At 74.1% G+C, this 21285-nt stretch carries 17 protein-coding genes; 10 read left to right on the plus strand and 7 right to left on the minus strand.

Annotated features, from left to right (window positions below; all coding sequences use genetic code 11):
- Positions 1 to 35: 35 nt before the first annotated feature.
- Together sucD and sucC are read right to left on the minus strand one after the other, a co-directional pair.
- Positions 36 to 923, minus strand: a complete 888-nt coding sequence (gene sucD, locus Sru01_RS02815) for a succinate--CoA ligase subunit alpha (RefSeq protein ID WP_203982234.1) — start codon at positions 921 to 923, stop codon at positions 36 to 38.
- Positions 923 to 2101 (minus strand): ADP-forming succinate--CoA ligase subunit beta, encoded by a 1179-nt coding sequence (gene sucC / locus Sru01_RS02820; protein ID WP_203982235.1) that lies wholly within the window; start codon positions 2099 to 2101, stop codon positions 923 to 925. The genes sucD and sucC overlap by 1 nt, the downstream gene beginning before the upstream one ends.
- 437 nt (positions 2102 to 2538) lie before the next feature.
- On the opposite strand from sucC, the gene Sru01_RS02825 reads away from it, so the two are divergent.
- Positions 2539 to 3441 carry a hypothetical protein gene (locus tag Sru01_RS02825; protein WP_203982236.1) on the plus strand — a complete coding sequence of 301 codons (903 nt, stop codon included), beginning with the start codon at positions 2539 to 2541 and terminating at the stop codon, positions 3439 to 3441.
- Between the two features lie 147 nt (positions 3442 to 3588).
- Here the strand turns inward: Sru01_RS02825 and pcrA are convergent, their stop codons facing one another.
- Positions 3589 to 5805: a DNA helicase PcrA gene (gene pcrA / locus Sru01_RS02830; protein WP_203982271.1), complete on the minus strand. Its 2217-nt coding sequence runs from the start codon at positions 5803 to 5805 to the stop codon at positions 3589 to 3591.
- Between the two features lie 194 nt (positions 5806 to 5999).
- On the opposite strand from pcrA, the gene Sru01_RS02835 reads away from it, so the two are divergent.
- Positions 6000 to 6725: a PIG-L deacetylase family protein gene (locus tag Sru01_RS02835; protein ID WP_239136815.1), complete on the plus strand. Its 726-nt coding sequence runs from the start codon at positions 6000 to 6002 to the stop codon at positions 6723 to 6725.
- On the opposite strand, the gene Sru01_RS02840 is transcribed toward Sru01_RS02835, so the two are convergent.
- Genes Sru01_RS02840 through Sru01_RS02855 form a run of 4 tightly spaced genes read right to left on the minus strand, consistent with a single transcriptional unit; the run spans position 6689 to position 10041 of the window.
- Positions 6689 to 7429 (minus strand): CPBP family intramembrane glutamic endopeptidase, encoded by a 741-nt coding sequence (locus Sru01_RS02840; protein WP_239136817.1) that lies wholly within the window; start codon positions 7427 to 7429, stop codon positions 6689 to 6691. The genes Sru01_RS02835 and Sru01_RS02840 overlap by 37 nt on opposite strands.
- A gap of 17 nt (positions 7430 to 7446) precedes the next feature.
- Positions 7447 to 8178 carry a neutral zinc metallopeptidase gene (locus tag Sru01_RS02845; protein ID WP_239136819.1) on the minus strand — a complete coding sequence of 244 codons (732 nt, stop codon included), beginning with the start codon at positions 8176 to 8178 and terminating at the stop codon, positions 7447 to 7449.
- A gap of 41 nt (positions 8179 to 8219) precedes the next feature.
- Positions 8220 to 8852, minus strand: a complete 633-nt coding sequence (locus tag Sru01_RS02850) for a response regulator (protein WP_203982273.1) — start codon at positions 8850 to 8852, stop codon at positions 8220 to 8222.
- 40 nt (positions 8853 to 8892) lie between these two features.
- Positions 8893 to 10041, minus strand: a complete 1149-nt coding sequence (locus tag Sru01_RS02855; protein WP_239136821.1) for an ATP-binding protein — start codon at positions 10039 to 10041, stop codon at positions 8893 to 8895.
- A 350-nt stretch (positions 10042 to 10391) separates the two neighbouring features.
- On the opposite strand from Sru01_RS02855, the gene Sru01_RS02860 reads away from it, so the two are divergent.
- From Sru01_RS02860 to Sru01_RS02895, 8 genes are all read left to right on the plus strand, one after another.
- Positions 10392 to 12086, plus strand: a complete 1695-nt coding sequence (locus Sru01_RS02860; RefSeq protein WP_203982240.1) for a PspC domain-containing protein — start codon at positions 10392 to 10394, stop codon at positions 12084 to 12086.
- Positions 12076 to 12252 (plus strand): hypothetical protein, encoded by a 177-nt coding sequence (locus Sru01_RS02865; protein WP_203982241.1) that lies wholly within the window; start codon positions 12076 to 12078, stop codon positions 12250 to 12252. Before Sru01_RS02860 ends, Sru01_RS02865 begins: the two co-directional genes overlap by 11 nt.
- A 213-nt stretch (positions 12253 to 12465) precedes the next feature.
- Positions 12466 to 12954 (plus strand): (2Fe-2S)-binding protein, encoded by a 489-nt coding sequence (locus Sru01_RS02870; protein ID WP_203982242.1) that lies wholly within the window; start codon positions 12466 to 12468, stop codon positions 12952 to 12954.
- Between the two features lie 20 nt (positions 12955 to 12974).
- The gene (locus tag Sru01_RS02875; protein WP_203982274.1) at positions 12975 to 15356 is read left to right on the plus strand and encodes a xanthine dehydrogenase family protein molybdopterin-binding subunit; all 2382 of its coding nucleotides are present in this window, start codon (positions 12975 to 12977) and stop codon (positions 15354 to 15356) included.
- Positions 15357 to 15387: 31 nt separating this feature from the next.
- On the plus strand, positions 15388 to 16287 hold the full coding sequence (locus tag Sru01_RS02880; protein ID WP_203982243.1) for an FAD binding domain-containing protein: 900 nt from the start codon (positions 15388 to 15390) through the stop codon (positions 16285 to 16287).
- A 178-nt stretch (positions 16288 to 16465) separates the two neighbouring features.
- Entirely contained in the window at positions 16466 to 17434 is a 969-nt protein-coding gene (locus Sru01_RS02885; protein ID WP_203982244.1) for an SRPBCC family protein, read from the plus strand.
- Between the two features lie 121 nt (positions 17435 to 17555).
- Positions 17556 to 20216 (plus strand): bifunctional glycosyltransferase/CDP-glycerol:glycerophosphate glycerophosphotransferase, encoded by a 2661-nt coding sequence (locus Sru01_RS02890; protein ID WP_203982245.1) that lies wholly within the window; start codon positions 17556 to 17558, stop codon positions 20214 to 20216.
- Complete coding sequence (locus Sru01_RS02895) at positions 20213 to 21283, plus strand: glycosyltransferase (RefSeq protein ID WP_203982246.1); 1071 nt, start codon at positions 20213 to 20215, stop codon at positions 21281 to 21283. The genes Sru01_RS02890 and Sru01_RS02895 overlap by 4 nt, the downstream gene beginning before the upstream one ends.
- Positions 21284 to 21285: the final 2 nt, after the last annotated feature.

Consider the following 21285-nt stretch of genomic DNA (forward strand, 5'->3'; position numbering starts at 1 on the left):
GCGCGGCCGGGCGTTTCCGCGGGGCGGGCGGCGGGTCAGCGCGAGCGCATGACCTCGCGCATCAGCCGGGCGGTCTCGCTCGGGGTCCGACCGACCCGGACGCCGACCTTCTCCAGCGCCTCCTTCTTGGCCTGCGCGGTGCCGGCCGAGCCGGAGACGATGGCGCCGGCGTGCCCCATCGTCTTGCCCTCCGGCGCGGTGAAGCCCGCGACGTAGGCGACCACCGGCTTGGTGACGTGCTCCTCGATGTAGGCGGCGGCCCGCTCCTCAGCGTCCCCGCCGATCTCACCGATCATCACGATCGCGTCGGTGTCGGGGTCGCTTTGGAAGGCCTCCAGCGCGTCGATGTGCGTGGTGCCGATCACCGGGTCGCCGCCGATGCCGACGGCGGTGGAGAAGCCGATGTCCCGTAGCTCGTACATGAGCTGGTAGGTCAGCGTGCCGGACTTGCTCACCAGGCCGATCCGGCCGGCCGAGGTGATGTCGGCCGGGATGATGCCCGCGTTGGACGCGCCGGGGGAGGCGATGCCGGGGCAGTTGGGGCCGATGATGCGGGTGCGGGCGCCCTTGGAGATGTTGTACGCCCAGAACTCGGTGGTGTCGTGCACCGGCACGCCCTCGGTGATGACCACCGCGAGCGGGATCTCGGCGTCGATCGCCTCCCGGACGGCGGCCTTGGTGCCCGCCGGCGGGACGAAGATCACCGTGACGTCGGCGCCGGTGGCGGCCATCGCCTCGGCGACGGTGGCGAACACCGGCAGTTCCACCCCGTCGAAGTCGACGGTCGTGCCCGCCTTGCGGGGGTTGGTGCCGCCGACGACCTTGGCGCCGGCCTTGAGCATCCGCCGGGTGTGCTTGGAGCCCTCCGACCCGGTCATGCCCTGCACGATGATCTTGCTGTTCTCGGTGAGCCAGATGGCCATTACGCACCTACCGCGGCGAGCTCGGCGGCACGCTTGGCCGCGTCGTCCATGGTGTCGACCAGCTCGACGCCGTCCAGCGCGGCGTCGGCCAGGATCTGCCGCCCGAGGGTGGCGTTGTTGCCGTCCAGGCGGACGACCAGCGGGTGGGTCACCGTCTCGCCGCGCTCGTCGAGGAGCTTGAAGGCCGAGACGATGCCGTTCGCCACCGCGTCGCAGGCGGTGATGCCGCCGAACACGTTGACGAAGACCGACTTCACGCTCGGGTCGGAGAGCACGATCTCCAGCCCGTTGGCCATCACCTCGGCCGAGGCGCCGCCGCCGATGTCGAGGAAGTTGGCCGGCTTCTGCCCGCCGAACGTCTCCCCGGCGTAGGCCACCACGTCGAGGGTGGACATGACCAGGCCCGCGCCGTTGCCGATGATGCCGACCGACCCGTCGAGCTTGACGTAGTTGAGGTCCTTCTCCTTGGCCCGGGCCTCCAGCGGGTCCTCGGCGGCCTTGTCGGCGTAGGACTCGTGCTCGGTCTGGCGGAAGGTCGCGTTGTCGTCCAGGGTGACCTTGCCGTCGAGGGCCTTCACCTCGCCGTCGGCGGTGAGGATCATCGGGTTGACCTCGACCAGCGTGGCGTCCTCGTCCACGAAGACGGCCCACAGCTTCTCGATGATCTCGGCGGCGCCGTCCAGCGCGGCCTCGGGCAGGCCACCGGCCTGGGCGATCTCCCGGCCCCGGGCGCGGTCGACCCCGGTCAGCGGGGAGACCGGGATCTTGGCCACCTTGTCCGGCGTGCTGTGCGCGACCTCTTCGATGTCCATGCCGCCGGCGGCCGAGCAGATGGCGAGGAAGGTGCGGTTGGCGCGGTCGAGCAGGAAGGAGAAGTAGTACTCCTCCGCGATCGCGCTGGCCTCTTCCACCAGGACCTTGTGGACCGTGTGACCTTTGATGTCCATGCCGAGGATGCCGGTGGCCTTGCCCTCGGCGTCGGCGGCGTCGGCGGCGACCTTGACACCGCCCGCCTTGCCGCGGCCACCGGTCTTCACCTGGGCCTTGACGACGACGCGCCCGGTCAGGCGCTCCGCCGCCGCCCGCGCCTCCTCCACGGTGTGCGCGACCACGCCGCGCGGCACCGGGATGCCATACTCCGCGAAGAGCTCCTTCGCCTGATGTTCGAACAGGTCCACGAGGGTCCGTCCTTGCTTGTCCGGCTTACTTCTTCTCTACGTTGAGACCAGGCCTCGGGGCACCCGCGTTCGGCCGGAAGCCTGGCGCATGCAGCCTAGCCGCCGCCGGGACCCGGAGCGCTCGCCGGGGGCCGCCGACTGGGGTCATCAGGGTAACGAGATACCTGCAAAATGCCCAAAATTCCATAAAAAAGCCGCCGATAAACCCGGGCGGACCTCCGGTCCACCCCGCACTCCGGCCTGGCCGGTACCGGCCGCCGGCGACCCGCCCCGTACCCCGCGACCACCGGCGGCGATGCAGCGGTGGCGCGATCCCCGCCAATTCAGCCATCCGCGTTGATATTTCCGATAAATGACCATTATTGGGAGATCGTTTCTTGGCAGAATGTCGGGGCCCTCCCCTACCGGCGAGGGCCTACTTACGGGAGGACCCCTCGATGAGGAGATGGCTGGCCCTTGCCGCGACGACCCTGGTCGCGCCGGCGATGGCCCTGACGGTACCGGCCGCGGCCCAGGCCGCCCCGGCCACCGCGCGAACCGGCGCGATCACCGCGCCGGTCGGGGCGGGCACCGGCGCCGCGAACGCGCTGCGGCGGCAGTTCGCCAAGAAGACCGGTATCACCGTGCACGAGACCGCGCGGATCAGGCTGGACGGCGAAGTGCTGTTCTCCCACCGCCTGGGCGGCCGGCTGCGGTTCGCCCCCACGGGCGTGGACGCCGCCGACGTCAGCATCGTGGCCGAGTCCGGCGGTCCGGGCGGCGACGCCCGGACGCGCGTCATCATGCTCGACGGCCACCAGTACATGAAGAGCTCGATGTACGACGGGCTGCTGCCCGAGGGCAGGACCTGGCTGCGCACCCCCGGAGCGGACCCCGCGGGGCTCGCCGGCGACGGCCTGGTGGACGCGCTGCGGCCCGAGGTGCTGGCCGCGGTGCTCGCCACCGCCGACGGCAAGGCGTCCGGCGGCCGGGTCGGCGGGGCGCCCACCACGCTGCTGCACGGCGCCATCTCGCTGAAGGCGCTGGGCAAGGTCTCGCCGACCGCGCGGATCTACCAGAGGGCGGCCGGGAAGAAGAAGATCACCGTGCCGTGGAAGCTGTGGCTCGGCGCCGACCGGCTGCCGCGGCGGGTGCAGTCCACCTTCACGTTGCCCACCCGCCACAAGAGCCCCGCTCTGTCGATCTCCACCGACGTCACCTTCACCGGGTGGGGCGGCAAGGTCACCGTCACCGCACCGCCCGCCTACCTGACGGTCGACGTCCAGGACCTGCGGTACGTGCCGCCGCCGCCGCCGGACTTCACCACCAAGATCGAGGGTCTGGTCCGCGACGAGCACTGAGCCCGCGTATCGAGCACCGGGCGGCGTATCGGCCGGGCCACGGCTCGGCCGATACGCCGCGCAGAGCGCGCAGAGCCGCGCAACCGGCGCAGAGCCGGACGGAGCCGCTGAGAGCCCGTCAGAGCGGGCAGCGCTGCTCGGCGGTGGTCAGAGCTTCTCCAGCGGGGCGTAGGCCAGCAGCAGGGTCTTCTCCCCACCGGACCCGAAATCGATCTTCACTTTGGTCTTCTCGGCCACCCCGTCCACCGTGACGACCGTGCCGAGACCGAAGGTGTCGTGGGTGACCCGGTCGCCCGGACGCAGGCTGGGCACGACCCGCCCGCCGGCCTTCTTCGGCGCCGCCGTGCGGCTCTCGCGCACGGTCGCGGCGCTCCACGCCGACTTGGCCGGATCGCCGTGCCAGTCGAGCAGGTCGGCCGGCACCTCGGCGAGGAAGCGGGACGCCGGGTTGAAGGCGGGCGCCCCCCACGAGCTGCGCACCGCCGCCCGGGACAGGTACAGCCGCTGCTGGGCGCGGGTGATGCCGACGTAGGCCAGCCGGCGCTCCTCCTCCAGCTCGCGCGGCTCGCCCAGCGAGCGCATGTGCGGGAAGACGCCGTCCTCCATACCGGTGAGGAAGACCACCGGGAACTCCAGCCCCTTGGCCGTGTGCAGGGTCATCAGGGTGACCACGCCCTGGTGGTCCTCGCCCTCGGGGATCTGGTCGGCGTCGGCCACCAGCGAGACCTGCTCCAGGAAGTCGACCAGCGTGCCCTCGGGGTTGGCGCCCTCGAACTCCGAGGCGACCGAGATCAGCTCGTTGAGGTTCTCCAGCCGGCTCTCGTCCTGCGGGTCGCCGGAGTTCTCCAGCTCGGTGCGGTAGCCGGTGACGGCCAGCACCTCCTCGGCCAGCTCGGAGATCGGCAGTTCCTTGGCCCGCAGGTCGTCCAGCAGCGCGACGAAGTCACGGATCGCGTTCAGCGAGCGGGTCGCCATGCCCGGCGCCTCGTCCGCCCGGCGCAGCGCCTCCCAGAAGGGGACGCGCTCGCGGGTGGCGAACGCCTCCACCATCGCCTCGGCCCGGTCGCCGATGCCGCGCTTGGGGACGTTGAGCACCCGGCGCAGCGACACGGTGTCGCCGGGGTTGGCCACCACCCGCAGATAGGCCAGCAGGTCGCGGACCTCGCGCCGCTCGTAGAAGCGCACGCCGCCGACGACCTTGTACGGCAGGCCGGTGCGGATGAAGATCTCCTCGAAGACGCGGGAGGCCGCGTTGGTGCGGTAGAAGACCGCCACCTGACCGGGGGTGACGTCCTCCTCGTCGGCCAGCCGGTCGACCTCGTGGGCGACGAACATCGCCTCGTCGTGCTCGTTGTCGGCCACGTAGCCGACGATCTTGGGCCCGGCGCCCTGGTCGGACCAGAGGTTCTTCGGCTTGCGGCCCTCGTTGCGGGCGATCACCGCGTTCGCGGCCGACAGGATGGTCTGGGTGGAGCGGTAGTTCTGCTCCAGTAGGATGGTGCGGGCCGCGGGGTAGTCGCGCTCGAACTCCAGGATGTTGCGGATCGTCGCGCCACGGAACGCGTAGATCGACTGGTCGGCGTCACCCACCACGCACAGCTCGGCCGGCTCGACCGCGCCCTCGCGCACCACCTCACCCTCGGCGGTGCGCAGCTCGGGCAGCCCGACCAGCTCCCTGATCAGGATGTACTGGGCGTGGTTGGTGTCCTGGTACTCGTCCACCATCACGTGGCGGAACCGGCGCCGGTAGTGCTCGGCCACCTCGGGGAACAGCTGGAACAGCGTGACCGTCAGCATGATCAGGTCGTCGAAGTCCATCGCGCCGGCCTCGGTCAGCCGCCGCTGGTAGACGCGGTAGGCCTCGGCGAGCGTGCGCTCCAGGTGGGTCTGCGCCCGGTCGGCCGCCGTGTCGTAGTCGATCAGCTCGTTCTTCAGGTTGCTGACCTGGGCGGAGAACGACCGGGGCGGATAGCGCTTGGGGTCGAGCTCCAGCTCGCGGCAGACCATGGCCATCAGCCGCTGCGCGTCGGCCTGGTCGTAGATGGAGAAGCTGGAGGTGAAGCCCAGGCGCTTGGCCTCCCGCCGCAGGATGCGCACGCAGGCGCTGTGGAAGGTCATCACCCACATCGCCCGGGACCGCGGCCCGATGAGGCGGTCGACCCGCTCCTTCATCTCCTTGGCGGCCTTGTTGGTGAAGGTGATCGCCAGGATCTCCCCCGGCTGGACGCCGCGCTCGCCGAGCAGGTAGGCGATGCGGTGGGTGAGCACCCGGGTCTTGCCCGAACCGGCGCCGGCGACGATGAGCAGCGGGCCGCCCGCGTGCACGACGGCCTCGCGCTGCTGCGGGTTGAGCCCGTCGAGCAACGGATGATCAACGGTGGGGTTCACGGCTCGGGTCGACACGCCTTTAGATTAGGGCCGCCCACCGACAACGCCGACCCGCCCGCCGGCACCGGCGATGCCCCCGGCGCGGCCACCGCCGGGACATGCGGCATCATGGCCGGAAATATCATGACGCCGCGTTGCGTTCGCCACGTCATGCCCCTAGGAGGACGACCGTGACCGCACTCGACGACGCCGAGATCAGCACGATCCTCGTCGTGACCGCCCACCCCGACGACGTCGACTTCGGGGCCGCCGGCACCGTCGCGACGTTCACCGGCAAGGGCATCCGCGTGGTGTACTGCGTGGTCACCGACGGCGACGCCGGCGGCTTCGACCGCCTGGTCGACAACGGCGGGATGGCCGAGCTGCGGCGCGACGAGCAGACCGCGGCCGCCCGGGAGGTGGGGGTGACCGAACTGCACTTCCTCGGCTACCCGGACGGCACCGTGGAGCAGACCCTGGCGCTGCGGCGCGACATCGCGCGGGTGATCCGCCAGGTGCGGCCGGACCGGGTGCTCACCTCCACTCCCGAGCGCAACTACGCCCGGATCGGGCCGAGCCACCCCGACCACCGCGCCGTGGGCGGCGCGACGCTGGACGCCGTCTACCCCGACGCCCGCAACCCGTACGCCTTCCCCGAACTGCTGGCCGACGAAGGGCTGGCGGCCTGGACGGTCCGCGAGGTGTGGCTGATGGGCGGCCAGGCCAACGATCACTACGTGGACGTCACCCCCGTCCTGGACCGCAAGTTCGCCGCGCTGCGGGCGCACGCCAGCCAGACGTCGCACATGGACACGCTGGAGGATTTCGTCAAAGGCTGGCTCGCGATGAACGCCCAGGCCGCCAGGCTCCCGGAGGGGAGCTACGCCGAGGCGTTCCAGGTGGTCTCCACCGGCTGACCGCCCGACCCCCCGGCCGACAGGCGCCGGGCGGCGCGGGCCGCGGGGTGGCCGAGCATGTTGGTCGCCAGGTGGGTCAGCGCGGGCGCGAGCAGCCCGCCGCGCGCGCGCAGCGCGTGGAAGAGCAGCCCGGCCGGCACGGTGGCGGCCACCGACCCGGCGACCACCCACCCGCGCCGGGCCGGGCCGCCGAGCGCGGGGTTGGCCGCTGCCAGGTCCAGCGCGGGCAGCACGTGCCAGAGCCCGAACAGCGCCGCCGCGCCGGCCGCCGCACCGGCGGGCCCGCACCGGCGGGCCAGCAGCGCGGGCAGCACGCCGCGGAACGCGGTCTCCTCCAGCAGCACCGTGCCGAGCGGCACCTGGACCAGCGCCTCCTCCAGCAGCCGGGCCCGGGACAGGCCGAGCGTGCGCTCGTCCAGGAAGAGCCGCCGGGTGCCCGGCAGCAGCACGCCGGCGCCGTAGCAGGCGGCGACGGCGGCGGCCAGCGCCCCGCCGAGCCGCGCGCCCGGGCCGGGCCGGGTGAACCCCATCTCCGCCCATGACAGCCCGGCCCGCCGGCCGAGGCCGGCCAGCGCGGCCGCGGCGGCGGTGGAGGTGACCGGCGCCAGCCGGCGGGCCACCCGGTTGTTCAGCAGGTTGGCGGCCAGCAGCACGCCGAGCGCGGCGGCCAGCGGGGCCCGGCCGGTGGACCGTCCTCGACCCATGCCGGCCAGCCTACGCATCAGCAGGCGCCCGCCCCGCGCTGGTAGCCCTTGGCGAACGCCTGCTGGCGCTGCTCGGGCGTGCCGTGCGCGTCCTCGGCGAAGAAGGCGTCCGTCGGATCGCCGGCCGCGGCCAGGTTGGCGAGCAGTTCCTGCTCGTCGCCCTCCTGGGCGGACAGCTGCTGCGAGTCGATCATGCCTTTCAGCGCGCCGCCGGCATAGCAGTCGGCCTGCAGCTCCCGCTCGATGTTGAACCGGAAGTCGGTGGTGAGCTGCGCCTGGACCGCGTGCCCGATCTCGTGCGGGATGATCACGTAGATCGCGCCGTCCCCCAGCTCGTCGTACAGCGTCCGCAGCCATGCCGCGTCGTAGGCGATGAAATGGCCCACCGGGCAGTAGAAGGCGTTGTCCGGCACCGCGGGCTGGCCACCACAGGCCGGCCCGTCGTTTCCGCGATACGCCTGGAAGCGCTGGACGGGCCGGTACTCCTCGCCGGAGGCCTGGAACTGTTGCTGCCAGAACCGCTCGGTCAGGATGCTCGCCAGCTGGATGTCGTCCTCGAACGTCTCCCCCAGCGGCAGCCGGCTCGCCTGGGCGTCCTGACCGTTCTGGCCGCTCTGACCGTTCTGGGCGTCCTGGGAGGCCTTGGCGCGGGGACGCAGGGTGAACTGGTCCTTCCAGAACGCCACGGACGAGCAGCCCGCGACGAGCACGGCGGCCAACAGGAGGGACAGGACCCCGCGAACTCTCACATGGCCATCTTTACCGATTTGTCACACTGTCGTGTGGGCATTCACACCAATCGCCGCGCGGTGGCCCAGCGCGACAGCTCGTGCCGGTTGGAAAGCTGCAGCTTGCGCAGCACCGAGGACACGTGCGTCTCCACCGTCTTCACCGAGATGAACAGCTCCTTGGCGATCTCCTTGTAGGCGTACCCGCGGGCGATCAGCCGCAGCACTTCGCGCTCGCGGGTGGTCAGCGAGTCCAGCTCTGGGTCGATCGACGGTGCCTCGGTGGAGGCGAAGGCGTCCAGCACGAACCCGGCCAGCCGCGGCGAGAACACCGCGTCGCCCTCGGCCACCCGGACGATCGCGTCGGTCAGCTCGCGACCGCTGATGGTCTTGGTGACATATCCGCGGGCGCCGCCGCGGATGACCCCGATGACGTCCTCGGCGGCGTCGGAGACCGACAGCGCCAGGAACCGCACGGCCGCCCCGGAGCCGAGCACCCGGCGCAGCACCTCCTGGCCGCCGCCCCCGGGCATGTGCACGTCGAGCAGTACGACGTCGGGCTCGAGCGACTCGATCGCCCCCACCGCCGACTCGACGTCCTCCGCCTCCCCGACCACCTCGATCTGCGGTCCGAGCTCGGCGCGCACGCCGGACCGGAACAGCCGGTGGTCGTCCACGATCAGCACTTTGACCATCGTCACGGCTCCCTCGGGGCTCGGCGGGCCACCTGGTGGATCACGGTCGCTCCCGCTTCATCGTCAGCATCACTTCGGTGCCGTCGCCCGGCTCGGTCCTGACCCGGGCGCTCCCGCCGTGACGCTCCATCCGGCCGATGATCGACTGGCGGATGCCCATGCGGTCCTCCGGCACCTCCTCCATGGTGAAGCCTTTCCCGCGGTCGCGCACGAACACCGTGACCTCCTCCGGCTCGACCTCGGTGTAGACGGAGATCACCGGCGCCTCGGCGTACTTGGCCGCATTCACCATGGCCTGCCGGGCCGCGTGCAGCATCGCGCGCAGGCCGTCGTCCAGGTCGCAGTCTCCCACGCAGACGATCTCGATCGGCACCCCGTGCTCGTCCTCGATCTCCGCGGCCACCCGGCGCACCGCGGCGGCCACCGTCGCGTCCGCGTCGGCCTTCGGCTGGTACAGCCAGTTCCGCAGCTCGCGCTCCTGCGAGCGGGCCAGCCGGGTCACCTCGAACGGATCCTGAGCGTTGCGCTGGATGAGCGTGAGCGTGTGCAGCACCGAGTCGTGCACGTGCGCGGCCATCTCGGCGCGCTCCTCCTGGCGGATGCGCTCGCGGCGCTCCTTCTGCAGTTCCTTCCACAGGGCGGTCAGCCAGGGGGCGGCGATCAGCGCGATGCCGCCGACCACGACCGCGGTGAACGCCAGGCCGGCCCGGGCCTCGGCCAGCTTGCCCTGGGCGGCGAGGAAGCCGATCGCCCCGACGACCACCAGGAGCAGGCCGATGCCGGTGCGGATCCAGGACCGGCGCACCTGGCGGACCGCGTCGGTCATCCATCGCTGGCGGCGGCCGGGCTCGGCCTGCTGCCAGAGGATCAGCGCGCCGATGCCGCCCACCGCGATCGACCAGGTGCCGACGCCGCCGGAGGAGGCACCGGTGAGCCACCCGAAAGCGGTCAGCGCCATGCCGATCACCGCGTAGGCGGCCACCTGGCCCCAGTCACGGCCGGGCGCCGGACCCCCCTGCCGCTCGCGCGGGGTGAACATCCACAGCGCGGCGTACGCCAGCACGCCCAGGCCGTCGAGCACGCTGAGCAGCACGAAAGCCAGCCGCAGCACCACCGGGTCCAGCCGCAGCTGCGCGGCGGCGCCCTGCGCCACGCCCGCGACGAGCCGGCCCCGCAACGGGCGCACCATGCGGGGATAGGCCGACGGAGCCGAAGGAACGGTCGGATTCTCAGACATATCCCAAGCATCGTCACACGTCACGGCACCGCCCCGCCATCAGGGCCGTCCCTGACCCGACCCGGAGGTCCGCCCGCGTGAGGGGGACACGGGAGAGGATGCGGGGAGACACGGGGAGACACGGGGAGACACGAGGGAGACGCGGGGGAGTCGCCTTGGAGACACGGCCGGGCCTCGCCGCCCGCCGGTCCGGACGATCCCGCCCGGCGGCGAGGCCCGCCGCGCCGGCGGCACCGGGTCGGGGACGAGTCAGGGGTGTCCCGGATGGCCGGGAGCGGCCACCGCCCACCACGATGGGACCCATGACCGCAGCAGGACGTCCGGACCGGACGGTCGACCCGGGCCCGCCCACCGGCGAGGAGCGCGTACTCGGGCGCAGCGACGAGGGGCGCATGATCACCGGTGTCTGCGCCGGCCTCGGCCGGCACACCGGGATGGACCCGGTGATCTTCCGGGTGGGCTTCGCCCTCCTGGTGGTCGGCTCGGGCATCGGCATCATGATGTACGTCGCCGCATTCCTGCTGATGCGCAACCCGAAAGGCGGTCCCGGTCTCGCCGAGCACTGGAGCCGCCGGTCCTTCGACACCGAGACCGTGCTGGCACTGCTCGCCGCGATCTTCGCGTTCGGCCTGATCGTCAACGTGGCCGCCGACGGCATCAGCCGGGCCACCATCGTGATCGGCACGGTCCTGGCCGTCGCCATGCTCGCCGCGCACTCCCGCGGGGCGGACCTGCGGGGCCTCGCCCGAAGCCTGCCGGAGCGGCTGCGCCGCCGGCGGTCCGCCCAGCCGCCGTCCGCCGTCCCCGCGTTCTCCGCCGCCGCACCGTTCACCGCCGGCATGGCCGGGGAGCCGGCGGCGTACGCCGACGCGCCGCGGGCCGCCGGGTCGAACGACGCGCCGCCGGCGGGCGCGCGGCCGGCCGCGGGGCCCGTCCCGCCGACGATGACGCTGCCGATGCCGCCGGTGGCGGCGCACCCGGCGGACGCGCCGCCCGCGCCCGCCGCACCGGACCGGTCCGCCCCGGCCGCCACCTCCGCGGCGGCACCGCCGGACGCACCGCCGGCCGCCGCATCGCCATCGGACGCACCGCCGCCGGACGCAGCGCCATCGGACGCACCGCCGGCCGCCGTACCGCCGTCGGGCGCCCGGCCGTCGGACGCGCCGCCGGCCGGGGCACCGGAGTACTACCGCAGGCTCGCCGACCTGGCCGTGGAGGCGCGCCTGGCCGCGCGCCCCCGGTTCGACTCCTCCGGCGAGCCCTTCGCCCCGCGCGGCCCCTACGGCGCGCAGGTGCGCCCGTACGCGCCGCCCGGATACGAGGGACCGCCCGGCCGGGACGCCGGAGCGCCCGCCCCCCGGTGGCCGGACGCGCCCGCGCGCCGCACCCGGCCGCGGTCCTTCGTCGGCGCCGCCACACTTCTCCTCGCGCTCATGGTCGGAGGGATCATGGTTGCCACACAGCCGTCGACCGGCACCCCGCTGCCGTTCATCGGGGGCGCCGTGCTCGTCGTCCTCGGTGCCGGGTTGCTCATCACCGCCTGGTTCGGCCGGGGCGCCGGGCTGGTGGCCACCGGCACGGTGCTCTCCCTGCTGCTGGTGGCGGGCTCGGCGGTCGGCGACGTGCCGAGGAAGGTCGGCAGCTACACCTGGGAGCCGGTGGACGCGGCGGCCGTCGCCCGCACCTACTCGGTGGGCATCGGCGACGGCACGCTCGACCTGCGCGACACCCGGTTCGCGCCGGGGTCGCGGACCCGCTTCGACGCCTCGATCTCCTTCGGCGAGATGCGGGTGATCGTCCCGGCGACCGCCCGGGTGGAGGTGCACGGGTACGCGCGGCTCGGCGACGTGCAGATCGAGCACTCGGTGCGCGGCGGCCACGACGTCCGCTACGAGAAGGTGCTGGAGCCGGAGGTCCCGCAGGCGGGCCGGGTCCCGGTGATCGAGCTGTACGTCAAGGCGGGAATCGGGGACGTGGAGGTGCGCCGTGCGGCATAAGACCGACTGGTTCGCGCTGCTGGCCGGGCTGCTGTTCATCGGGATCGGCGTGCGCTACCTGCTGCGGCCGCAGCCGGACACGCTGGTGATGGGGCTGCTACTGGTCTTCGGCCTGGGCTTCGCCGGGCTGGTCGGCGTGATGGCCCGCACCATGCGCCGCCGCTGACCTCCGGCGCGCGGTTCCCGGGGTTCGCGGGACAGGGGGGTTGACGGGGGACGGCAGGGGCGTAAGTTCGCATTGTCGGCAATCCTCACTCTCGCCCATCACCGCCAGTGCGCTCGCCAACTCCCCGTCAGCCTTCGACAGATCACCTCCAGCGAGGTTCGCACCGGCCGGCGCACGGCAATAGAGCAACCAGCCACCGCGCTTGGAGGATCGATGGCCCGTATCACCGTCACCGTCGACGGCGTCGCCTACCAGGAGGAGGTGGAGCCCCGGCTGCTCCTGGTGCACCTCCTGCGCGACCGCATCGGGAAGACCGGCACGCCCATCGGCTGCGACACCGGCAACTGCGGCGCCTGCACGATCATGCTGGACGGCCGCAGCGCCAAGAGCTGCTCGGTCCTGGCGGTCCAGGCGGACGGCGCCGAGGTGCTCACCGTGGAAGGGCTGGCCGGGCCGGACGGCTGGCATCCGATGCAGCGGGCCTTCCACGAGGAACACGCCCTCCAGTGCGGCTACTGCACCCCCGGCATGATCATGGCCGCCATCGACCTGCTCAAGGACGATCCAGACCCCTCCGAGGACGCCGTGCGGGCCGGCCTGGAGGGCAACCTGTGCCGGTGCACCGGGTACAGCAACATCGTCCGGGCCGTGCGCGGCGGCGCGCGGGCCATGCGGGACGCCGGGGCGGTGGGCGACCGGTGACCGAGCAGATCGACGCCGGGATGGTGGCCCGGCAGGTCGCCGAGAGCGACGAGCTGGGCGAGCCGGTACCGGGCCGGCGCGAGGTGGGCGCCGCGCGCCGCCGCAAGGAGGACGCCCGGCTGGTCACCGGGCGCACCCGGTGGACCGACAACATCCAGCTTCCCGGCATGCTGCACGTGGCCTTCGTGCGCAGCCCGATGGCGCACGCGCGGATCACCAGGGTCGACGTGTCGGCCGCCCGGCGCCTGCCCGGCGTGGTCGCCGCGTTCTCCGGCCGCGACCTGGCCGCCGAGCAGGGCGGCCTGCCGTGCGCGTGGCCGGTCACCGAGGACATGGTGCTGCCCGACCACCCGCCGATGGCGGTCGAGGAGGTGCGCTACCCCGGCGAGGCGGTGGCCTGCGTCGTCGCCACCGACCGGTACCTGGCGAGCGACGCGCTGGAGGCGGTGGAGGTGGACTACGAGCCGCTGCCGGCCGTGCTGGACATGACCCGCGCGCTGGCCCCGGACTCGCCCCGGGTGCACCCGGAGGGCAACCGGGCGTTCGTCTGGAAGTTCGCCGCGGGCGACGCGGACGCCGCCTTCCGCGACGCCCCGGTCGTCGTGGAGCGCACCTTCGTCCAGCAGCGGCTGATCCCCACCGCGATGGAGCCCCGCGCGGTGGTGGCCCAGACCGACGGCGACTCCTTCACGCTGTACTCGGCGACCCAGATCCCGCACGTGCTGCGGGTGATGCTGGCGATCACCACCGGCATCCCCGAGCACAAGCTGCGGGTGATCGCCCCGGACGTCGGCGGCGGCTTCGGCTCCAAGCTGCAGGTCACCGCCGAGGAAGTGCTCGCGCTGCTGCTCACCCGGCGGCTCGGCCGGCCGGTCAAGTGGACCGAGTCGCGCTCGGAGGGCAACCTCACCGTGCACCACGGGCGCGACCAGCTGCAGCGGGTCTCGCTCGCCGCCGGCGCCGACGGGCGGCTGCGCGGGCTGAAGGTCGACCTGCTCGCCGACATGGGCGCCTACCTCATGCTGGTCACGCCGGGCGTCCCGCTGCTCGGGGCGTTCATGTACAACGGCATCTACAAGATGGACGCCTACGACTTCACCTGCACCGGCGTCTTCACCACCAAGATGCCCACCGACGCCTACCGGGGCGCCGGGCGGCCGGAGGCCACGTTCGCGATCGAGCGGCTGATGGACGAGCTGGCCGCCGAGCTGGGCCTGGACCCGGTCGAGGTGCGCCGGCGCAACTGGATCGCCCGCGAGGAGTTCCCCTACGCGACCATCGCCGGCCTCACCTACGACTCGGGCGACTACGCGGCGGCCACCGACCGGGCACTTGAGCTGTTCGGCTACGACGCGCTGCGCGCCGAGCAGGCCGCCCGGCGCGAGCGCGGCGACCCGGTCCAGCTCGGCATCGGGGTCTCCACGTTCACCGAGATGTGCGGGCTGGCGCCGAGCCGGGTGCTCGGCTCGCTCAGCTACGGCGCCGGCGGGTGGGAGCACGCGTCGGTCCGCATGCTGCCCACCGGCAAGGTCGAGGTGGTCACCGGCTCCAGCCCGCACGGCCAGGGCCACGAGACCGCGTGGAGCCAGATCGTCGCCGACGCGCTCGGCGTGCCGTTCGAGGACGTCGCGGTGGCGCACGGCGACACGGGCGTCTCGCACAAGGGCATGGACACCTACGGCTCACGGTCGCTGGTGGTCGGCGGCATGGCGGTGCTGCGCGCCTGCGACAAGGTCAGGGAGAAGGCGCGGCAGATCGCGGCCCACCTGCTGGAGGCCGCGGCCGACGACCTCGAGTTCACCGAGGGCTCGTTCCGGGTGCGCGGCACCGGCGCGGCCCGGACCATCCAGGAGGTCGCGCTGGCGACGTTCGCCGCCCACGACCTGCCGGACGGCGTCGAGCCCAGCCTGGACTCCGACGCCACCTACGATCCGGACAACTTCTCCTACCCGCACGGGACGCACCTGTGCGCGGTCGAGGTCGACACCGAGACCGGCGCCACGAAGATCAGGTCGTATGTGGCGGTGGACGACGTGGGCCGGGTGGTCAACCCGACGATCGTGACCGGGCAGGTGCACGGCGGCCTGGCCCAGGGCATCGGCCAGGCCCTGTTCGAGGAGGCGGTGTACGACGCCGACGGCAACCTGCTGACCACGACGATGGCCGACTACCTGATCCCCTCGGCCGCCGACCTGCCGGAGTTCGTCACCGACCGCACCGAGACCCCGGCCACCACCAACCCGCTCGGGGTGAAAGGGGTCGGCGAGGCCGGCACCATCGCCTCGACCCCGGCGGTGGTCAACGCCGTCGTCGACGCGCTGCGCCCCCGCGGCGTCACCGACGTCCCCATGCCCTGCACCCCGCAGCGGGTCTGGCGTGCGATCCAGGAGGCGGCCGGATGAGTTCCCGGATCACCGTGGAGAGAGGTGCCGCATGATCCCGCCGGCGTTCGACTACGTCCGCCCCTCCTCGCTGCCGGAGGCCCTGGCCGCGCTGGCCGAGGCCGGCGAGGACGCCAAGGTGCTGTGCGGCGGCCAGTCGCTGCTGCCGCTGCTCCGGCTGCGACTGGCCTACCCGAGCGTGCTGGTCGACGTCGGCCGGCTGCCCGAGTTGCACGGAGTGCGGGAGGAGGGCGGGCATGTCCGGATCGGCGCCGCCACCACGCATGACGAGGTGCTGCGCTCGCCGGTCGTCCGCGCCGGGTGCCCGCTGCTGCCGCTCGCCACCGCGACCGTCGCCGACCCGGCGGTGCGGCACCGCGGCACCCTCGGCGGCTCGCTCGCGCACGCCGACCCGGCCGGCGACCTGCCGGCGGTGGCGGTGGCGCTGGACATGGAGTTCGTGGTCGCCTCCGCCGCCGGGGAGCGGGCCGTCCCGGCGGGCGAGTTCTTCGTCGACTACCTGGAGACGGCGCTGCGGCCCGCGGAGATCCTGGTCGCCGTGCGGGTGCCCCGGCTGGGTGACGGCTGGGGCTTCCACTACGAGAAGTTCCACCTCACCGCCCAGGCGTGGGCGGTGGTCGGGGTGGCCGCGGCGGTCCGGCCCGGCGGCGCGGGCGGGGACCGGCGCGTCGAGGAGGCCCGGGTCGGCCTGACCAACATGGGCCCCACCCCGGTGCGGGCAGGCGGCGTCGAGCGGGCGGTGCGCGGCGCGCCGCTGCCCGGCGCCGGGGCCGGCGGGTCGCCGGGCGGTGCCGGGGACGGGGTCCGGGACGCCGCCGCGCTGGCCGACGAGGGGACCTCCCCGCCCGGTGACCTGCACGCCACCCCCGAGTACCGCCGCCACCTGGCCCGCGTCCTCACCCGCCGTGCCCTGCTCGCCGCCGCCGCCTGATCCTGCGCCGCCCCGTGCCCGCCGGCCGGCGGGCACGGGAGGCAGACGATGGCCGCGCGCCGGGCCTTCGAGGAGCTGATTGGCATGTCCGGCCCCGGCCGGGTAGCAAGGTAGGAGATGTCGGCGAGCGGTGGAAGACGGGGCGGTCCTGGCCGCCACGGTGAAGAGGAGCGGGACGATGGCGATGCGATTCGAGCACGAGTTCACGGTCCCGGTGCCGGTCGAGCAGGCGTGGCCGGTGCTCCTGGACGTCGAGCGGGTCGCCCCGTGCCTGCCGGGCGCCACGCTGGACGCCGTGGAGGGCGACGCCTTCACCGGGCGGATGAAGGTCAAGGTGGGCCCGGTCACCGTGACGTACAAGGGCCGGGCCGCGTTCACCTCGGTGGACAAGGACGCGCACGCGCTGACCCTGGAGGCGTCCGGCAAGGAGGCGCGGGGCACCGGCACCGCCGGGGCGACGGTCGACGCCACGCTGGCGGCCGACCCGGACGACACCGAACGGACCAAGGTCGCGGTGCGCACCTCGTTCAACGTGACCGGCCGGCCGGCGCAGTTCGGCCGGGGCATGATGGCCGAGGTCGGCGAAAGGCTGATCGACCGGTTCGCCGCCAACCTGGCGGCCCTGCTGGCCGAGGCCCCCGGCGAGGTGCCCGCCGGCGAGCGGGAGACGGGGGCGGTCCCGCCCCTCGCGGCCGAGCCCGCCGCCACCCCGTTCAACCAGCCGGTGGACAGCCCGCTCGGCACGGCCCGGCCGGACGACGCCGCCGAGCCGCTCCTGCAGGTCGCGCCGCCGGTCAACGGCGCCTCCACCGTGCCTGGCGAGCTCGCCGAGCAGGCCGTGTCGGAGCTGCCGGCCGCCGAGGCGGAGGCGCCCGCCACCCGGCCCATCCCCGGACGGGAGGCGGCGCCACGGCCGGCCCCCGCCGAGCGCCACCTGGCCGCCGTGCCGGACGACGCCCTCGACCCCACCGGCCGCGAGGCCCACCCGGCGGGCACGACCCGCACGTCGCGGACGGCGGAGGAGGAGGCGCTGGACCTGCTGCGGGTCGCCGGGGTGCCGATGCTCAAGCGCGTCGCCCCGGTGGTCGCCGTGCTCGCCGCGCTGCTGGCCGTCGCCTGGTACGTCCGCCGCCTGCTCACCCGCTGAACCGCCGGACCCGTGGCGCAAAAGTAGGCCAAGGAGCGGTCAGCAGTCGCCCTGGCCGGACGGATGCGCCTTTCGTCCGGGAATACCCGAGTCACGGGGATGCCGACTCGGGAGACCAAGCATGCGACCGGACGTCAGCGTTGTGCTCATCGCCTCCGACGCGTCCCCGCCGCTGACCCGGGCGCTGGCGTCCGCGCTCGACCAGTCGCTGCGCCACCTCGAGGTCGTGGTGGTGGACGAGGCGACCACCGGAGCCGTCGAGCGGGCGGTGGCCCGCCGCGCCGACCCGCGGGTGCGCCACATCCGGCGGGCGAGCCGGGGGGCCGGCTGCGGCGGCCCGCGCAACGCCGGGCTGGACGCGGCCCGCGCCCCCTTCGTCATATTCCTGGACCCGGACGGCGAGCTGCCGAAGCACGCCTGCCGCAGCCTGCTGGACGAACTGGAACGGACCGGCGCCGACTTCGCCGCCGGCCAGGTCACCCGGCGGGCCGCCGGTGGACGGGCCCAGCGGTACCGTCCCGAGCTCTACCGGCCGCGCCGGGTCGTGGAGGGCATCCGGGCCGAACCGTCGATGTTCTTCGACGGGTTCGCGACGAACAAGCTGTACCGGACCGCCTTCCTGCACGACCATGGGCTGCGCTTCGCCGAGGCGACGCACTACGCCGACCATGTGTTCACCGCCGCCCTGTTCTGCGCCGCCCGCCGCTTCGCCGTCGTGCCGTGGGTGGTCTACCACCGGCACGGCCGGCCCGGTGGGCTCGATCAGGCCGACCTGCGGCACCGGGTGGCGGCGGCACGCGCCGCGGACGCGGTGCTGCGCGACGGCGGATGCTCGGGCCTGGTGGGCGCCCGGCAGCGGCGCTTCCTCGACCAGGACCTGCCCGGCCACCTGGCCCGGCTGCCCGGCGAGCCCGTCGCCCGGGCCAGGGAACTGGCCGCGGCGACCGCCCCGTACCTCGCCGAGCTGGAGCCCGGCGCCCTGGCCGGCGCCGAACCGATGACCCGGGTGTGCTGCCACCTGATCCTGACCGGCCGGATCGCCGACCTGCTGGTGGCGGCCCGCTCGCTGACCGTGCCGGTCGCCCCGCCCCGGCACGCGGTGCGGGTGGACGGCCGGACGTACTGGGGGACGCGGGCCGATCCCGGACTGGACATCACCGATCTGCGGCTGGCCGAGCTGCCCTTCGGGGCGTCCCGGATCCGCCACGAGATCGCCGAGGTCCACGCCGCCGGCACCGTGCTGTCGCTGACGGTGCGCACCTACGACCCGTTCGCCGTGCTGCGCCGCCGGCGGACCGCCGCCACCCTGGTTCTCGGCGGCCTGCGGGTGCCGCTGGCGCCGCGGCGGCAGCCGGACGGCGGCTACCTGTCCCACGTGGAGGCCGACCTGTCCGGCGTCCGGCTCGACCGGACCGGCGGGCGGGACGCGCGCGTGGTGTTCACCCGGTCCGACGGGCACCGCACCGGCGACCGGCTGCTGGCGGATCCGGTGATGGCGCCGCTGGTCCTGGCCGTCCGGGGCCACGAGGTCACCGTCGGCCCGGCCGGCCGGGACGCGGCGCTGCGGGTCGCCTGGCGGCCGGCCCGGCGGCCGCACCCGGCGGCCGGGGCACGCGGCCTGCTCGCGCTGGCCGGCCGGCCCGCGGTGAAGCGGTGGGTGTACCGAGGGCTGGCGCGCGTGCTGCCGCGCCGCCGCGACCTGGCGATCTTCGAGGCCGACCTCGGCACGGCCCGCACCGGGAACCCCAGGTATCTGCACGAGGAGATCGTCCGGCGCGGGCTGCCGCTGCGGGTGTGCTGGTCGCTGCGCGAGCCGGGCCGGCACCGGGCCGGCGGGGGGCCGGCGGTCCGGCGGCTGGGATGGCGGTACGTCTGGGTGCTGGCCCGGGCGGCCTACCGGGTGGACACCCACGGCTTCCCGCCGGACTTCCCCAAGCCGCGCGGCACCCGGCACCTGCAGACCTGGCACGGGCAGCCGCTGAAGACGGTCGGGCTGGACGTGCCCGGCGCCCGCGGCGACTTCGCCGGTCCGCCGGAGCGGATCCGGGCCGCGGCGGCGCAGTGGGACGCGGTGGTGTCCCCCGGCCCGGAGTTCGAGCGGACGTTCGTGCCGGCCTTCGACTACACCGGTACCGTGCTCGGCTTCGGATCGCCACGCTGCGACGTGCTGGTCAACGGCGACCCGTCCGCCGGGCCGCGGGTGCGCGCGGCGCTGGAGATCCCCGACGGCCGCAAGGTGCTGCTGTACGCGCCGACCTACCGCGACCTGTCGCGCGGTACCGGCTCCTCGATCCGGGTGGACCTGGCCGAACTCGCCGAGGCGCTGGCCGGCGAGTGGGTGGTCCTGCTGCGCCCGCACCCGGCCGAACGGTTCCGGGTGCCCGAGCGGGTACGGCACGCCGTCCGGCCCGCCGGCCGGTACCCGGAGGTGAACGACCTGATCCTCGCCTCGGACGCGCTGCTCAGCGACTACTCCTCGATCATCTGCGATTACGCCTGCACCGGTCGGCCGATCCTGCTGTACGCCGACGACCTGGAACGGTACGCCCGGGTGGAGCGCGGCCTGTACCACGACCTGCCGGAGATCGCCCCCGGCCCGGTGCTGGCCACCACCGCCGAGGTGGTCGCGGCGCTGCGCGACCTGCCCGCGGTCACCGCCCGGTACGCCGACCGCTACGCCGACTTCGCCCGCCGGTTCTGCGCCGAGGAGAACGGGAAGGCCGCCTCCCGGGTGGTGGACGCCTTCTTCCACCCCGCCGGACCGGGGGCGCCGCCGCCGTGAGCGTGGTCGTCTTCGCCTGCGAGGACGCCGACGCCCTCGGCGGCGTCCAGCTGGTCACCCACACCGTGGCCCAGGGGCTGGCGCTGCGCGGCCACCAGGTGCACGTGGTGGGGCTGCGCCGCGCCCGCGCGCCGGTGCGCCACATCGAGCGGCCGCTGTACGAGCGGCACCTGGCGGCGGGCGGGCCCGGCGGCGGCCGGCAGGCGGCCCGCCGCCGGTTCGCCCGGCTGCTCGGCGACGTCGGCCCGGGGTTCGCGGTGCTGACCTCGCCCGCGGTGGTCTCCTGGGTGGCGGACCTGCTGCCGCCGCGGCTGCGCAGCATCGGGCAGTACCACGGCTCCTTCGAGCACGCCCGCGCAACCCGGCACTTCGCCCAGGTGCGCCGGGCCTACCCGGCGCTGGACCAGGCGGTGTTCCTCAGCGGCGACGACGCCTGGCGGTTCGCCGAGGAGGCGCCGCTGCCGAACGCGACCCACCTGCCCAACCCGCTGCGCGCCTGGCCGGACGCCACCTCCTACCTGGACGTGCCGCGGGTGCTGGGCGTGGGCCGGCTGGTCCCGGTACGGCGGTTCGACCGGCTGATCACCGCGTTCGCCCGGGCGGCCCGCAACCGCGCGGCCTGGGAGCTGCACCTGGTGGGCCAGGGCCCCGAGCTGCCCCGGCTGCGCGCGCACGCCGCCGCCCTCGGGGTCGCGGGGCGGGTGGTGTTCCGCGGCGCGGTGCCGGCCGCCGAGGTGGGCCGGGAGTACCTCAACGCCGCGGTCCTCGGCATGACCGGCGAGCACGAGGGCTTCCCGCTGGCCGTGGCCGAGGCGGCGTCCTACGGCATGCCGGCGGTCGCGTTCGCCGTGTCCGGCGGGGTGCGGTCGCTGGTGGCGGACGGCTCGACCGGCGTCCTGGTCCCGCCGGGCGACGTGGAGGCGTTCACCGCGGCGCTGAGCGCGCTGATGGCCGACCCGGCCCGGCGGCGGCGGCTCGGCGCGGCCGCCCGGCGGCACGTGGCCGCGTTCCGGGTGGAGAAGGTGGTGGACGCCTGGGAGGAGCTGTTCGCCCGGCTGGCCCGCTGACG

It is taken from the genome of Sphaerisporangium rufum (assembly GCF_016863395.1).
In the GTDB taxonomy this organism is placed as follows: domain Bacteria; phylum Actinomycetota; class Actinomycetes; order Streptosporangiales; family Streptosporangiaceae; genus Sphaerisporangium; species Sphaerisporangium rufum.

Excerpts from the sequence above, each read along its gene's own strand:
- Sru01_RS02880 (WP_203982243.1), top strand. The coding sequence starts at position 15,388 with ATGATCCCGCCGGCGTTCGACTACGTCCGCCCCTCCTCGCTGCCGGAG.
- Sru01_RS02825 (WP_203982236.1), top strand. The coding sequence starts at position 2,539 with ATGAGGAGATGGCTGGCCCTTGCCGCGACGACCCTGGTCGCGCCGGCG.
- Sru01_RS02885 (WP_203982244.1), top strand. The coding sequence starts at position 16,466 with ATGGCGATGCGATTCGAGCACGAGTTCACGGTCCCGGTGCCGGTCGAG.
- Sru01_RS02875 (WP_203982274.1), top strand. The coding sequence starts at position 12,975 with ATGGTGGCCCGGCAGGTCGCCGAGAGCGACGAGCTGGGCGAGCCGGTA.
- Sru01_RS02840 (WP_239136817.1), bottom strand. The coding sequence starts at position 7,429 with ATGGGTCGAGGACGGTCCACCGGCCGGGCCCCGCTGGCCGCCGCGCTC.
- Sru01_RS02855 (WP_239136821.1), bottom strand. The coding sequence starts at position 10,041 with ATGGTGCGCCCGTTGCGGGGCCGGCTCGTCGCGGGCGTGGCGCAGGGC.
- Sru01_RS02860 (WP_203982240.1), top strand. The coding sequence starts at position 10,392 with ATGACCGCAGCAGGACGTCCGGACCGGACGGTCGACCCGGGCCCGCCC.
- Sru01_RS02890 (WP_203982245.1), top strand. The coding sequence starts at position 17,556 with ATGCGACCGGACGTCAGCGTTGTGCTCATCGCCTCCGACGCGTCCCCG.
- Sru01_RS02870 (WP_203982242.1), top strand. The coding sequence starts at position 12,466 with ATGGCCCGTATCACCGTCACCGTCGACGGCGTCGCCTACCAGGAGGAG.
- Sru01_RS02850 (WP_203982273.1), bottom strand. The coding sequence starts at position 8,852 with ATGGTCAAAGTGCTGATCGTGGACGACCACCGGCTGTTCCGGTCCGGC.
- sucD (WP_203982234.1), bottom strand. The coding sequence starts at position 923 with ATGGCCATCTGGCTCACCGAGAACAGCAAGATCATCGTGCAGGGCATG.